The following is a 14,789-nucleotide window of genomic DNA, read 5'->3' on the forward strand; positions in this document are numbered from 1 at the left end:
GCTTATCTTGCAACTAACGCAACGCGAACAGGAGAAACTCTTGATTTTTGTGGCCGCCGAGCTGGCGCGCAAACGCCAGCAGCGCGGCCTCAAGCTAAACTATCCCGAGGCGATGGCCATTCTGACGGCTGAAATCATGGAGGCAGCCCGCGATGGGCGCAGCGTCTCTGAGATTATGACGTTTGGAACAACTATCCTGAGCCGTGAAGATGTGATGGATGGCATCGCGGAGATGATTACGGAGGTCCAGGTCGAGGCCACCTTCCCCGACGGCACCAAATTGGTGACGCTTCACGACCCCATTCAGGAGGAGAGCAGATATGAAACCAGGTGAATATTTTCTTGACGACGAGGCTGGCGATATCCTGGCGAATGCCGGACGTACTATCGTCGACCTCCAGGTAACGCATACAGGCGACCGCCCCGTCCAGGTCGGTAGCCACTTCCACTTCTACGAGGTCAACTCCGTCCTCCAGTTTGAGCGCGCCACGGCCTATGGCATGCGCCTGAACATTCCCGCTGGCACAGCGGTACGCTTCGAGCCAGGCGACGAAAAGGTTGTGACGCTTGTCCCCTTCGCAGGGGCGCGCATTGTATATGGGCACGCCGGACGTGTCAATGGTCCCCTGGCATCAGAAGCGCCTACAGAGAAAGGAGAGAGCGCCCTATGAGTCTGCACATCCCACGCCAGACCTATGCCGACCTCTACGGCCCAACCGTGGGCGACCGCGTGCGCCTGGCCGATACCGACCTGGTCATCGAGGTGGAGCAAGATTTTACCACCTATGGCGACGAGATCACCTTCGGCGGCGGCAAGGTTATCCGCGATGGCATGGGCCAGAGTAGCCGCGCCACGCGAGAAGGAGTCAATGGAGCGCTGGACCTGGTTATCACCAATGCTCTGATCATTGACCACTGGGGCATCGTCAAAGGTGATATCGGCGTCAAAGATGGGCGCATCGTCAAGGTCGGCAAGGCCGGAAATCCCGATACCATGGCCGGGGTTGATCCCGAGCTTGTCGTCGGCTCCTCAACCGAGGTTATCGCAGGCGAGAACATGATCGTTACAGCGGGCGGCATCGATAGCCATATCCACTTTATCGCGCCCCAGCAGATCTACGAGGCCATCTCCAGCGGCATCACAACCATGCTGGGCGGCGGCACTGGTCCCGCGACCGGCACCAACGCCACGACCTGTACGCCGGGAGCCTGGAACCTGGCGCGCATGCTCCAGGCGGCAGAGGCCTGGCCGGTCAACCTGGGCTTCCTCGGCAAGGGCAACACCTCGACGACGGAGCCACTCAGTGAGCAGATCCGAGCCGGGGCCTGTGGTCTCAAACTGCACGAGGACTGGGGCACGACGCCCGCTGCCATCGATATCTGCCTGCGTGTCGCTGATCAGTACGATGTGCAGGTCGCGATCCATACCGATACCATCAACGAGGCTGGTTTCGTCGAGAATACCATCGCCGCCATCGCCGGGCGTGCCATCCATACCTATCACACCGAGGGCGCGGGCGGTGGACATGCCCCTGATATCATCCGCATCGCCTCGTATCCCTATATTCTGCCCTCTTCCACAAATCCGACGCGCCCCTACACGGTTAATACTATCGCGGAACACCTGGATATGCTCATGGTCTGCCACCACTTGAATCCCCAGGTTCCCGAGGACGTGGCCTTCGCCGAGAGTCGCATCAGGCCCGAGACCATCGCCGCCGAGGACATTCTGCACGACCTGGGAGTCTTCAGCATGATCTCTAGCGACTCCCAGGCCATGGGGCGCGTGGGCGAAGTTATCCTGCGCACCTGGCAGACGGCACATAAGATGAAGCAGCAGCGCGGACACCTGCTAGAGGACTCGGAGCGCAACGACAACTTCCGTGTCAAGCGCTATGTCGCCAAGTACACCATCAACCCGGCCATCACGCATGGTATAGCCAAACATGTCGGCTCCATCGAGGCGGGTAAGCTGGCAGACCTCGTACTCTGGAAGCCTGCCTTCTTTGGCGTCAAGCCTGAACTGATCATCAAGGGCGGCTTTATCGCCTGGGGCGCGATGGGCGACGCCAATGCCTCGATTCCGACGCCGCAGCCAGTCATGTATCGACCTATGTTCGGCTCCTTCGGCGGAGCCACCGCCGCTACCAGCCTGACCTTTACCTCCCAGGCCGCCATCGAGGCAGACCTGCCTCGCAAGCTCGGCCTACGCAAACAAGCTGTCGCGGTCCAGAACTGCCGGACCATCGGCAAGACCGACATGCTCCACAACGCATCCATGCCCACCATCGAGGTCGATCCCGAAACCTACGAAGTACGCGCCGATGGAGAACTCCTCACCTGCGAGCCCGCGACCGAGCTCCCCATGGCCCAGCGCTACTTCCTGTTTTAATTCCTATAACACCAGGATTACAATGGAAATAGATAACCTGAAGCGTTATGAAAGGAAGTGGCACCATGTCACAAACCACAAACCCTCGCGCCTTTCGCGTCGGTATTGCCGGGCCAGTTGGCTGCGGCAAAACCGCGCTCATCGACCGCCTCAGCAAAATGCTCTGGCCGCGTCATAACCTGGCTGTCGTCACCAATGATATCTACACCAAAGAGGATGCCGAGTTCCTTCTGCGTCAGGGCACACTGCCCCCCGAGCGCGTGCGCGGTGTCGAGACTGGAGGTTGCCCCCATGCCGCCATCCGTGAGGATGCCTCGATGAATCTGGAGGCCATTGAAGAGCTGGAGGAGACCCTGCCAGGGCTGGAACTGATCTTCGTCGAGAGCGGTGGCGATAACCTGGCCGCGGCCTTCAGCCCCGAACTGGTCGATGTCTCCATCTATGTCATCGACGTCTCAGGCGGCGACAAGATTCCGCGCAAGGGCGGACCCGGCATCTGTCGCTCGGATCTCCTTGTTATCAATAAAATAGACCTTGCTCCCTTTGTCGGGGCCTTACTTGAGGTCATGCGCCACGACGCCACCAAACAGCGTGGAGAACGCCCTTTTATCTTCACCAACATGCAAGTCGGAACTGGTCTATCTGAACTCATTGCCTGGCTTGAGCAACAGATGAGCGCTCCATTAGAGCAGCGCCGCACCCTGCTCACCACTGGGTCAGCCCCTTCGGGTATGGCGCATAGCCACAGTCACTCCCACGAACACATGCACGCCTAAATAAAAAGTTGTGTCTGGTTTCTATGAGTATGGTTGGCGAGCGTACGCTCGCCAACCATACTCATAGAAACCAGACCTATTTCCAATATTTCACTCCCTCAGCCTGCAAAGCTCCTAGATCCATAACGTGTGTCATCGTTCACCATTCTCCAATTAACTTCTAATTAACTCATCAGCTAAAAAGTTGCGATATGCTCCAGTTTACCGTATGCTTAGACAGAAAGTAAGAGCTTTCAAGAGAAGTCAAGAACCCCCATATTGAATGTGGGGGCTTGCTCAAACGGCTAGAGCAACGCAATTCTTGGACTAGTGGGCTTTGTTTTTCGGAATAGACAGCAGCGTGAGGGGCTACAAGGATGTACACGGACGCCACCCTAATCCGTACCACTCCTAGCCACGCCGAAGCTGATGCTACGGATACACTCGTAGCTACGCCTCTCATGCCACCACGAAGGGTCATATTCACCCTGGCCTGGACCAGGAGAAGGGCAATCCCTTATGCGCATACCTGTTGTCGATACACGCGGGATCGCGCTCATGCCATGCACACCAGCGAAAGCCCGCCACTTGCTCAAAAGCGGCAACGCACGACCCAAGCGCAACAAGCTCGGGCTGTTTTACGTCCAACTGAGCTACAAACAGGAACCAGACAACCAATCCCTCGTCGCGGGGGTCGATCCTGGGTCGAAGTTTGAGGGTTTGAGCGTGGTTGGCACCAAAGACACCGTGCTCAACTTGATGGTGGAAGCACCCGATCATGTCAAAGGTGCGGTTGCGACCAGGCGCACGATGCGCAGGGCCAGACGGCAGCGCAAGTGGCGCAGGCCCAAGCGCTTTCACAACCGTCTCAACCGCATGCAGCGCATTCCCCCCTCAACGAGAAGTCGATGGGAAGCCAAAGCCAGGATTCTTGCGCACTTGCGGACCATCCTTCCATTGACGGATGTGGTGGTAGAAGATGTGCAGGCGGTCACACGCAAGGGCAAAGGGGGCACATGGAACGGCTCCTTTAGTCCTGTCCAAGTGGGGAAGGAGCATCTCTACCGACTCTTGCGAGAGATGGGACTCACCCTGCATCTGCGCGAGGGCTGGCAGACGAAGGAACTTCGAGAGCAGCATGGCCTCAAAAAGACGAAGAGCAAGTCGAAGCAGTCCTTTGAGTCGCATACGGTGGATAGTTGGGTGCTCGCCGCCTCGATCAGTGGGGCGGAGCACCCCACCTGCACCCGTCTGTGGTACATGGTGCCAGCCATCTTGCATCGTCGCCAACTCCATCGTTTGCAAGCGTCAAAGGGAGGCGTGCGCAAGCCCTATGGGGGAACCCGCTCATTGGGCGTGAAACGGGGAACCCTTGTCAAGCACAAGAAATACGGACTTTGTACCGTCGGCGGAGTTGACCGCAAGCGAAACACCATCAGCTTGCACGAATACCGAACGAACACACGACTCACGCAAGCAGCGAAAGTGGAGACCTGTCGCGTCTTGACCTGGCTGTCTTGGCGCTCCTGGTTGCTCAGAGGAAAGCGCACATCGTCAAAGGACAAGGGAAGCCACTCTTCCTAGCCCCAACTAAGGAACGCCTGTGGAGATCCGATGAGTAAAAGTAGATCTACAAAGGATGCAACCGATGCAGAATACCGATGCTACACAACTGCCCTTTTCGCTTTCCCACTTCATTCGTACTCAAACCCCATTAATGGGAGAGCAATGCATTGTGATTACCTCCAGCGAGAAAGGGGCCCTCGTCCATGTCGAGTAATGGAAACGGACAACGGTCTCCCCAAACACCGAAAAGGAAGCAAACCAAAGAACAAAACGACGATACATTTCAGTTAAGCAGAGTTTTTCTAGCCTTTACGCAATTGCCGAGAGTGATTCGTCTGGTCTGGTCTACCAGCCCTTTGCTCACGATCACTATGGCGCTGATCAGCTTTGTCAGCGGCTTTTTGCCTGCGCTAAGCGTCTGGATTACGCGGGGCGTGGTCGATAGTGTGATCACTGCCGCGTTTAGTCGCACGCACACGTTGGGCATGGTCTGGTTTTTTGTAGGGGCGCAGCTGGTCGTGGGTTTGGGACAGAACCTTTTGAGTACCTTGAGCAATATTGCGCAACAGCTTTTGCAGGAGCGCGTGAGCAATCGCGTGCAGGCGATGATCCTGGAGAAAGCCAATACACTTGACCTGGCCTTTTTTGAGGATGCGGAATTTTATGATAAGCTGCGCAACGCCTCCGACGAATCAAGCTATAAGCCGATGTCAATTATCTCGCAACTCTTCGATTTCGCCAAGACGCTAGTGACGCTCTTCTCCATGCTCTTCCTGCTGCTCAACCTAACCTGGTGGCTAGCGGTGATCGCCCTGTTTATGCCGATTCCCTCGTTTATTTCCAGCACACGCTATGGTTGGCGGGGCTATAAAAAGATGCGCCATCAGTCACCAAAGCGGCGGCGCATGATGTACTTGAACCGCCTGATGACCACTGACACCTATAATAAAGAGATCAAGCTCTTCAGTCTGGGACACTTTTTCATTAATCAATTTAAAGATCTGGCTGAGGCGTTGTACCAAGAAGATAAACGCATCATTGTGCGGCGCTATCTGGCTAGTTTTGCCTGGAGCAGTCTCTCGGCCGTGGCAAATTCGGCCATCTATATCTATGTGGCCTTGCGGGCAGTAATCGGTGCGATCAGCATTGGTAGCCTGACCATGTATACACAAGCGACCATGCAGGTTGGCTCAAGCTTCCAGGGGATTCTTGGCAATCTCTCAGGGATCTACGAGAACAATCTTTTTGTGGACACCCTCTACCAATTCTTGGAATATCAGCCGCGCATTATCTCGCCAGCCCGACCAAATGCCTTGCAGCGCGATTCCAACTCGCCCGGGCTGGCTGTGGAGTTCCGCAATGTCAGCTTCACCTATCCTGGCAAAGATCCTGAGACCGAGGCTGCCTTAAAAAATGTCAGCTTTGCCATCAAGGCTGGCGAGGCTATCGCGCTAGTGGGGCGAAACGGAGCTGGTAAGACCACGCTAGTGAAGCTGCTGACGCGCCTCTACGATCCGGACGCGGGTCAAATCTTGATGGGGGGGCGCGATATCCGCGAGTACGATATTGAAGAGTTGCGGAGCGTGGTGGGTGTGATCTTCCAGGATTATGTAACATATTATATGAGCGCGCGCGAGAATATCGGCGTGGGCCAGATCGATGAAATTGAGAATTTGGAACTTGTGGAGCGGGCTGCGGGCAAGAGTGGGGCTAATGCGGTCATTACAAAACTGCACGATGGCTACGCGACCATGTTGGGTCGTTGGTTTAAGGATGGTACTCAGCTCAGCGGGGGCGAATGGCAGAAGGTGGCTCTGGCGCGTGCCTTTATGCGCAATGCGCCGATTCTTGTCCTCGACGAGCCAACCAGCTCACTCGACGCACAGGCCGAGTATGAGATCTTCACCAAATTCCGCCTGCTGACCGAGGGGAAGACAGCCATTTTCATCAGCCACCGTTTCAGCACCGTGCGCCTGGCCGATCGTATCTTTGTGATCGAGGAGGGCGTGCTCAAAGAAAGCGGCTCACACGCTGAGCTGCTCGCGCTTGATGGCCGCTACGCCGAGCTGTTCAATTTGCAGGCGGAGGCGTATCGGTAAGAGCAAAAGATAGATCATTTCGGTTGGATGTTTCTCCACCAGCGCCACTAGCAGTGGCGCTGGTGGAGAAACTGCACTACCGTTTCTCCCGTAAAACAGTTCACCGCCCTAATGCCTCATCACGAGGAAAAGGTATTGTTTTTCAGAAGGAGTAAGCATGGATAAAGTTAGAGAATGCCTGTGAACATATCCTGCTCATAGAGACCAGGACGGCGATCCGTTAGATCACGCGCCAGGGTGAAGTACTCATATCCCAGAGCAAGTTCGCGCTGCTCTGGAGGCAGGGTAAAGAAGAAGTTATCGGGCGCGATCTGCGTTCTATGCGCACGTAAAGCTTGAATCTTCTGTTCGATATGTGGGCGCACATCAACACAGGTAGAGATGAGTTCATCTGGTGTGCCCATACGGTCCATATTCATCTCTGGATTATTCCAGGGACCATCGGCGCCACTCTCGCGCATCTGCTTCACCGCCTGCTGGATCATCGAGCGCGACATCGCCGTATAATAGAGCTTCAGGGGCTGCCAGGCACCGGGGATATCGGGATAACAACGAGGATCGGCCGCGGCATCGAAGGCCGCCAGGGCCACACGATGTGCCTGCAAGTGATCGGGATGACCATAACCACCAAAAGCATCGTAGGTCGCGATCACCTGCGGCTTCAGCTCACGAATAATCGCCACTAAGCGTCCGACTGCCTCGTCAAACACAGCTCGATGGAAACAATCAGGATGATTATTAGAAGGACGGCCAGCCATGCCCGAATCGCGATAGCCGAGCAGGCGCAGTTCATGAATACCAAGGGCCTCAACAGAGGCCTGAAGCTCCTGCCGACGCACCTCAGCCAGGCGCGGGAACATCGCCTGCTTCGCGGCCTCATCCAGCTCGGGATCAACGATCTCGCCCTCTTCGCCCAGGTTTGACGTTACCAGGGCGGTGCGCACACCCCGGGCCGCGAGCATAGCCAACGTGCCGCCCGTGCCAAATACCTCATCATCGGGATGAGCATGAACAGCCATAAAAGTCAGAAGTGTCTGTGTCATAAGGATCTCTTTCTCAACTATCAGTGAAACTTCAATATCGAAAATTTATACAATTGTGGCAAGAAAACCACGAAGTCTTTAGCTTCGTGGATGAATTGCCACATTCAGCCTTGACTTTCAATGGAGAGCCGAATGGTTCCCTGGCTTGCATTGCCGACAGTACAGCAAAAATACCCATCGCTCCAAAAGGTCTTTTCCTTCCAAAATTGTCTTTTCGTTCTTGTTCGTGCAGACGCCAAAGCTGAAACGTCGATTCTTGCTTTCACCAGCATACGATGACCAGTAGGGAAAGCTTCGGCTCGCTTCTTTTGAGACAATGAATATGATCTTCATCCACGTTCATTCTCTCAAAAGAGACGCTTGATCGTGCAGCAATGCTCTCAAAAAGGTTTTTGACCTCTTCCCCATATGGCAGTAAGAGCTTTTTCCGGTACTTACAGACAACGATCATATGAGAGAGGATGAGGAACTTGGCATGGTTGTTTGTCTCATCATCCATGAGGAACGGGCACTCACTCTCTTCATCTTGCTAAACTTGGGGATGGGCTTCAAATCGACCTTGTTGCCGCCAATGTCCATCAAAATCGCGTACCCTGTTGCCATTCGCCCTTTAATACAGTATTCCTGGCCCTTGTAGCGAACGGTGTCAAATTTACGGAAACCGGCTAATTTCCCTGTTGGGATGCGTTGTTCACTGCGAACGCCTTTGGTTTGCTGGTAATCCCCATCAGGGATGCATCGCTTCTTGATGACGATCGTGGTCTCAAACGCGGGTGTTTTCCCCCGTGTGGCGATCATCACCGCATCAAACATATGCTCCTTGGGCAGTCCTGCCAATAGACGATGTTCTTTGGTGACAAAACCCCAGGTTTCCTCCGCTTCCACTCGTTGGAGAAGTTGCACGCGGATACTGTTCATCTGGGTCGCATGACGCAAATCCCCTTTGTGCTTTCCCGTGTGTTTGAGCGTCACGGTTCCGGCATGCAGCCCATCGTGACAGGTTTTGCAGAGGGTGAGTAAATTGGCTTCCTCATCACTGCCGTTCTGACTGCGAAAAACGAGATGATGGACTTCTAACCGCTTGTCTTTCGATTTTCCTGCACAGTGTTGGCAGGTGTAACCGTCTCGTGTGAGCACATACGCCTTCGTATTGGCATACCCATAGTTGACCCCCTTCTGGTAGAGCCACTTCTTGTGGAGCACTTCAGGATGTTTGAGCGCATGAGGATCAAAGGTTCCTGTTTCTAGCACCATGGAGGTGATGGGCAAAAGTGATTGAACAAAACGGATTTCTCGCAGATGAGCGTCGATCTTGCTCCTCATAGTTGGTGAGAAACGTCCCTGCTTGATAGAGTTCCTGCGATTGAGCCAGCGTGCGGATCGGTATCGTGTTTTTCGGGCACGGCGATTGCGGCGTTTCGTCGCTCGCTCTTTCATCGTCTCGGCGATATCGTTGCGTACCTGGACTTCCGAGAGATAAAAAACCTTCCCCATGGTATCAGCCACAGTCGAACCAATCACGGAACTGCCCGTGTCGACGCCGTGCGTGAGCGGTTGGGTATACCCCTGCTCTGGTGGTGCCAGCAGTTGGATGGTAAAAGGGGTTCGACGCCTCACCTTCGCTTTTCCTTGTTTGAGGAGCAAACGCGCAACGACAGGCCGACACGGCATCAATGGAGCTCTTTGCGGTGAGAGAACATACACACTATTCATAGAAAGCGATTCCTTTCGGAAAATACTCCAGCAAGCGCCGGGTAATGCGTATCTCTTCGCTGTAACCACGAAGAGAATCCGGCTTCATCTCGACACTGTTTAAAAGGCTTGTTGGGCCTGGATCACCGGACCTTGCCTCAGTCCTACTTAAACCCAGGCGACAGAGCAACAGTCTGATGCGTCAACCGTCGGTGTCATGACCTTTCAAACGCTGTTTCCATTTCGGGAAACCAGTCTGGTGAACTCAGGCTTCCGAAGAAGCCCCTGAATCTTTCGCTCAGGGGTAGTTCACATCAATCAATATCTATACGGATACTGGTCCAATCTGCGCTTCAAAGAACGTCATCACTCTCTGCCAGGCATCCTCGGACGCCTCGGCGTGATACATGCTCCCCTGGTCATTAAAGAAGGAATGCTTTGCCTCGGGATAAATTTTGATATCATGGGGAATGGTATACTGCTCCAAGGCTTGCTCAAGCTTGTGTCCCTGAGAAGCTGTAAAGTCCTTTTCGGGATAGGAGCCCACCACTGGACAGGCACGCTTGACTGCGTCCAGGGGCCTGGGATTGGCGGCATAAAAGGGAGCAACGACCTTGAGGCGCTCATCGGTACAGGCCCAGGCAATCGCAAAACCACCACCCATGCAGAAACCAATCGCGCCCACGCGTGAGTCATCTATCCCCGGCTGCTCCGTCAGATAGGTAAGTGAGCCCTTTAAATCGTTCAGGCTCTCATTATTGAGCGACTTGAGAAACATCTGCCCCATAAAGCGGAACATACACACCGTGCGATTGCGTCCGGAGAACAGATCCACGGCCAGGGCGACATATCCCACATCCGCGAAGCGGCGCGCAATATCCCGAATGTTCTCATTCATGCCAAAGATCTCATGGATCACAATCACGCCGGGAAAAGGGCCCTCGCCCTCCGGTCGCGCCAGGTAACCCTGTACCTGTCGCTTCCCCGAGGAGAAAGACACATCTTGCGTCTGTACCATAACTGTTACTCTGCTTTTCTAAATCTCCTCAAATGTGCTTATCCACACTCGAATAGATTCAATTGCTGCACTTGGCCCTCACAGGAAGTCCCCATGACTTCTACGCTGCTTTGGGTCGTCTGCAGCACACCGCACTCAGGACGAGCCTGAGTGTGTGGCCCTCGCCGGGCAAGGAACCTCATCAAGATATTGACGGCGCTATTGTCGTCTTGATCCATGACGAGTCCGCATTCCGCGCACCGATACGTCCTCTTGCGCAGTGGCATGTCTTGCAGATTCCCACAGCCACTACACTGCTTGGACGTGTTGCGCTCATCTAGAAACTGAAGCTCTTTCCCATACAACTGGCATTTGTAGGTGAGCATCTGGACAAAAGCATACAGGCCCCAGTCGTTGTACACTGTTCGATTGAGCGCCTTGTTTCGCTCCTGATGCTCTTTCATGACCATTTGCCGTTGAGAGAGATCCCCCACGACGACAGTTCTCTCAACCAGTCGCCGTGCGATGAGATGCGACGCCTTATGCAGGCTATCGCGCTGTTTGTTACGCTTCTTCTGCGACACGCGCTTATAGACCTTGCTCAGATGAAGAAAGCGGCGGGACTTCTTCTTGCACTTGCTTCGTTTCGAGCGAAGTGTGTCAAGCTGTCGGTTGTACCAACGCGAGCCTTTGAACCCACCGATGTGATAGAAGCGGCCCTCTTCAGTAACACCCGTTGCGAGCGTCTTAATGCCCAGATCAAAGGCCACAGTTCCACCATCGAGTTTGGTCTCTTCTTGTTGCCGATAGCTGAAGGAGGCATAGTAGTTGCCCCTTCCATCGCGACTGATGGCTACCTCTCGAAAGTCTTCGGGAGGCAGTTCGTTGAGGGTGGCACGGATAGCGGGATACTGCTTGTTCTTGCCCTTGCCCCCTGTGGGCAGAATGAGGGTGTTTCCCTCGAGCGTGAGATACATTGCTGGATAACATAGGGTAAAGAAGCCATGGCGAGGGCGCACGCGGGGAAAACCTGGGGTTTCGCCATTGGCGAGGCGACGAAAGAAGGCCCACATGGCTGCATCCAAGCGGTAGTAGACTTCGGCGAGCAGCTTGCCATACACCTGATTGAGTTCAGTATCATAGGCACGGCTCTCGGCCAGGGTTTTCTTGCATGCGTTGAAGTGCCACTTCTCCCCGTCTCTGAGCCTCATGACCCACCAATTGTAGAGGCCTCGGCATTTTGCTTGCATGAACTCAAGGGTGGCGATGTCTTGCTCGCTGAGGTCAAGTTTGATCTTTTTGCACAGGAGCATGAAGACCCCTTCCCTTTCAACACGACACTGAGAGATGGACTTCGCCTCTTTCGCAAGAAACATCAGTATCATGAATTAGAACATTTTTTCTTATCTCATGCGTGTAGCATACCATGGTATCGTCTCTCTGTCAACGCCTCCAAAGGTGAACAACTAGCACACCTTTCAGCAGAGTCGCGCACATGTTCGATTGCTGTTCTTACTCTCCTTATAACATGTGCTTCATGGGAGTATAGTAGATAGTGTAAAATGCGCAGGCATTTTACACTATCTACTATAACTTATGCGTTCGCGCTTTCAGCAGCCTGGTTCAGCGTTTCACGCAGTTGCTCATAGTGCATCTGTGCGTGGAAGAAGCCAAGCATACCAACACCAATGGCATTCATCGGGCCAAAGGCGGGAATACGCGTGATGGTCGTCGTCAGATTGGGCTGGTCAGGCCAGGCGGAGAGATAAGCCAGGCTCATGCGACGGCTCTCATTGAGGCGGGCGCGAACCTGTTCCGCGGTCTTCAGGGTCTCCCAGGGGGCCTCAGCGTGCAGGCGTGCCTCAAGAGCCAGGCCGCGCGCAAGAATAGAGGAGACGGAAGCATTCTCTTCAAAGCCAGCAGTCAAATGCGCCACGATGTGACTGATAGTCCAGCCACGTTCACCGTCCTCAGTCGCCTTGGGATCATTAGGAACAAAATTCACCGCGGCATCCGTCGCGTCCTTGAGAATGGTCTCAACGGTCTCAAAGGCCAGCTCGATATAATTTTGCAGATCCTTATAGCTAACTTCGGCAACCATGTCCGCGTAGGTGGTCTTGCCCTCGCGGAGCGCAGTAAAATCAAACTGTGGCATTACAAATCCTCCCGCGGCCTACAATGCCGCGTTCTATATCATTATTGGTCAGCACTTTCCATAAGCACTCTCTTGCGATCTTACAATTTGTAAGTATATCACCCTTTTTCCCCCGCTCAACCCTGCCTTTGAGCTCAGAGCCACAGTCAATATTGTCAAGTTTTGCCTATTCATATCTAGCCTTGGACAACAAATTTACTGTCAACGTTTTCCCTTCTGAGGCCCCATTTCAAGCAGCTTTATAAGTATAATTGCAGCGAACTTTGGGCTCAAACGCACTTTTGATGATTGGGGAGGATGAATACTTCTGAGTCGGTTTGGAAAGAATCATTCCCCTGTCAGTATCATGTACTTGTGGGAATAGTTATTGGTACGGCCCGGCTCTTGCCTTTTTGTCGAGTTTCACCTGGTTCCCCCTTGGACATCAAGAGCCGACCATGGTCAGCTTTTCTTTGACTGTATGTGCCAATAGAGAAAGAAGAGCGTACTTCCTGCTCAACCGAGGTTTACTGGAGAGACCTATGACCTTGCATGCACGACATCATGGCTTACCACATTCTGGAGCAGCCTCCTCAGAGGGGAAGCCTCCCCAGGTGTCTGGTGCGTTGCCGACGATCTGACGCAAACGCGATCTGGCTTTACTCATCATGTTAGTGACATTCATCCCCACCGACCTGCGAGGGATGCAATTTGCGGGAGGCGCGGTGTCATTCTACTGGATGCTGGGTCTGGCGATGCTTCTGCTGCCCAGTATTGTTGTGTTTAGCTGGTTGCTGCACCAGGCGCCCAGCCACGTCCCTATCCAGCTTGGTCACGCTGAGGCTTGACGCCGCGTCGAGCAGCCTTTCCGTCGCCCAGTAAGTATAATCGAAGAAAGCTTTTATCTCATTGATGCGCAAGATAAGGTTACCCTTTCTACAAATTCAAAAATATGATGAACTTCCCATTACCAGTAGCGGTTTATTTTAATGAATGTATACGATGGAGTTTGTTTACGCAACAAACTCCATGAACATCAATCAGGGAAGTTGAAAGAAGGGCCTTCTTCTTCAGTGGTGAGATAGTCACGTACTCGTTCACACAGCAGTGCAATGTGTTGAGCATCACCTTGAGGTGCATCAGGCCACTCGGGGACCCGCACTCCCCAGTAGTCACGAGGAGTGCCAGGATAACGAGGTAGAAGATGAATATGCAGATGAGGAACGTGATGTCCTAAGACAAAGGAATAGATATGTTCTGCCTCTGTGCACACTTTTAAGGCGCGGCTCAGTCGAGCGATAAGCAAACCAGAGGCTTTGGCTTCTTCCTCTGTCTGTTCTGCAAGCCCTGGAAAATGCCGTTTGGGTTCAACAATGAGCCATCCAAGATACGAAGTCGGCCCATCTTCAGGAATATGATGGCTTGCAAAGATCAATTCATCTTCATAAATAATCCCGCCAGGAAGAGCAAGTTGGCCTTTGTGTTTCTGACAAACAAAACACGCTTCCTGCTGTTCTGAAATGCTCATTGGTTCCTTCTCCTTATGAGAATTCTTCTAGCTACTCTATCAGGAAGGGAATGCTCACACAAGCATACTAATACAGATACAATCTGACCGAACCTTCAGGGAAATACTCACTTTTCGGAGATAAACACATCGAACCTTGCGATGCACTACCATCCCTACGAATGTGCAGAGCGTATCACATTCTCAGGGAAATGAGCAACTTTTCAGGGAAAATAGCACTTTTCGGGAAAGTACCACCCAGGAAGGGCGAATAATTGCTGTCTGTTCCACTATGAATTTACAAGAGATGTGTGCGTAACGGCTCTTCTGGTGCGGATTTGTCTCTTGATAGACGGTCGATTCCTACAATTCGCGCTGATTTTCTCAGGTTCATCTTAAAATTGTTGCGGATTTGGCCTTATTTACCAGTAGAGTCAGGCCATAGTATGTATTGCAAAAGCGGCCAGTTTTAGGTAGGGATTTACAGGATAGCACAACAGGCACCACGTGTTCTGCCGAAAAGCCTGAGTTGAAAACGCAGATCTAACTCTAAAACAACCCAGGGTTTTCGGCAGAACTTTCGATAATAGGACATATTCTCACC

Annotated in this window: 16 protein-coding genes; 8 read left to right on the forward strand and 8 right to left on the reverse strand. The window is 53.4% G+C overall.

Features of this window, described 5'->3' with window-relative positions; translation table 11 throughout:
* Positions 1–7: 7 nt before the first annotated feature.
* The 7 genes from KTE_RS41295 (at position 8) to KTE_RS41320 (ending at position 6,812) form a co-directional block, all read left to right on the forward strand.
* Positions 8–334, forward strand: a complete 327-nt coding sequence (locus tag KTE_RS41295) for an urease subunit gamma (protein WP_201392376.1) — start codon at positions 8–10, stop codon at positions 332–334.
* Positions 321–671 carry an urease subunit beta gene (locus KTE_RS41300; RefSeq protein ID WP_201392387.1) on the forward strand — a complete coding sequence of 117 codons (351 nt, stop codon included), beginning with the start codon at positions 321–323 and terminating at the stop codon, positions 669–671. The genes KTE_RS41295 and KTE_RS41300 overlap by 14 nt, the downstream gene beginning before the upstream one ends.
* Entirely contained in the window at positions 668–2,392 is a 1,725-nt protein-coding gene (gene ureC / locus KTE_RS41305; RefSeq protein WP_201392389.1) for an urease subunit alpha, read from the forward strand. The genes KTE_RS41300 and ureC overlap by 4 nt, the downstream gene beginning before the upstream one ends.
* Positions 2,393–2,457: 65 nt before the next feature.
* Entirely contained in the window at positions 2,458–3,168 is a 711-nt protein-coding gene (gene ureG, locus KTE_RS41310; protein ID WP_201392391.1) for an urease accessory protein UreG, read from the forward strand.
* Between the two features lie 498 nt (positions 3,169–3,666).
* Complete coding sequence (locus KTE_RS41315) at positions 3,667–4,731, forward strand: RRXRR domain-containing protein (protein WP_201392393.1); 1,065 nt, start codon at positions 3,667–3,669, stop codon at positions 4,729–4,731.
* 64 nt (positions 4,732–4,795) lie between these two features.
* Positions 4,796–4,927, forward strand: coding sequence for a hypothetical protein (locus KTE_RS49155; RefSeq protein WP_255553067.1), 132 nt, complete (start codon positions 4,796–4,798; stop codon positions 4,925–4,927).
* The gene (locus KTE_RS41320) at positions 4,917–6,812 is read left to right on the forward strand and encodes an ABC transporter ATP-binding protein (RefSeq protein ID WP_201392395.1); all 1,896 of its coding nucleotides are present in this window, start codon (positions 4,917–4,919) and stop codon (positions 6,810–6,812) included. The genes KTE_RS49155 and KTE_RS41320 overlap by 11 nt, the downstream gene beginning before the upstream one ends.
* A 167-nt stretch (positions 6,813–6,979) precedes the next feature.
* On the opposite strand, the gene mshB is transcribed toward KTE_RS41320, so the two are convergent.
* The 7 genes from mshB to KTE_RS41355 all read right to left on the reverse strand — a co-directional run bounded on the left by mshB (position 6,980) and on the right by KTE_RS41355 (position 12,699).
* Positions 6,980–7,855, reverse strand: a complete 876-nt coding sequence (mshB, locus tag KTE_RS41325; protein WP_201392397.1) for an N-acetyl-1-D-myo-inositol-2-amino-2-deoxy-alpha-D-glucopyranoside deacetylase — start codon at positions 7,853–7,855, stop codon at positions 6,980–6,982.
* 104 nt (positions 7,856–7,959) lie between these two features.
* Entirely contained in the window at positions 7,960–8,127 is a 168-nt protein-coding gene (locus tag KTE_RS50280) for a transposase (protein ID WP_201392399.1), read from the reverse strand.
* Positions 8,118–8,354, reverse strand: a complete 237-nt coding sequence (locus KTE_RS50285) for a transposase (RefSeq protein WP_201392401.1) — start codon at positions 8,352–8,354, stop codon at positions 8,118–8,120. Before KTE_RS50285 ends, KTE_RS50280 begins: the two co-directional genes overlap by 10 nt.
* Positions 8,303–9,568 (reverse strand): RNA-guided endonuclease IscB, encoded by a 1,266-nt coding sequence (gene iscB, locus KTE_RS41340; protein ID WP_201392403.1) that lies wholly within the window; start codon positions 9,566–9,568, stop codon positions 8,303–8,305. Before iscB ends, KTE_RS50285 begins: the two co-directional genes overlap by 52 nt.
* Positions 9,569–9,872: 304 nt before the next feature.
* A complete protein-coding gene (locus tag KTE_RS41345; RefSeq protein WP_201392405.1) occupies positions 9,873–10,565 on the reverse strand; it encodes a dienelactone hydrolase family protein in 693 nt (230 codons plus the stop codon).
* A 38-nt stretch (positions 10,566–10,603) separates the two neighbouring features.
* Positions 10,604–11,857, reverse strand: a complete 1,254-nt coding sequence (locus KTE_RS41350; RefSeq protein WP_201392407.1) for an RNA-guided endonuclease TnpB family protein — start codon at positions 11,855–11,857, stop codon at positions 10,604–10,606.
* 281 nt (positions 11,858–12,138) lie between these two features.
* A complete protein-coding gene (locus KTE_RS41355; RefSeq protein ID WP_201392409.1) occupies positions 12,139–12,699 on the reverse strand; it encodes a DinB family protein in 561 nt (186 codons plus the stop codon).
* A gap of 647 nt (positions 12,700–13,346) precedes the next feature.
* On the opposite strand from KTE_RS41355, the gene KTE_RS41360 reads away from it, so the two are divergent.
* The gene (locus KTE_RS41360; RefSeq protein WP_201392411.1) at positions 13,347–13,526 is read left to right on the forward strand and encodes a hypothetical protein; all 180 of its coding nucleotides are present in this window, start codon (positions 13,347–13,349) and stop codon (positions 13,524–13,526) included.
* 188 nt (positions 13,527–13,714) lie between these two features.
* Here KTE_RS41360 and KTE_RS41365 read toward each other — a convergent pair whose 3' ends face one another.
* Complete coding sequence (locus KTE_RS41365) at positions 13,715–14,206, reverse strand: HIT family protein (protein ID WP_201392413.1); 492 nt, start codon at positions 14,204–14,206, stop codon at positions 13,715–13,717.
* Positions 14,207–14,789 lie beyond the last annotated feature (583 nt).

This window comes from Ktedonobacter sp. SOSP1-85 (assembly GCF_016587415.1).
GTDB lineage: Bacteria > Chloroflexota > Ktedonobacteria > Ktedonobacterales > Ktedonobacteraceae > Ktedonobacter.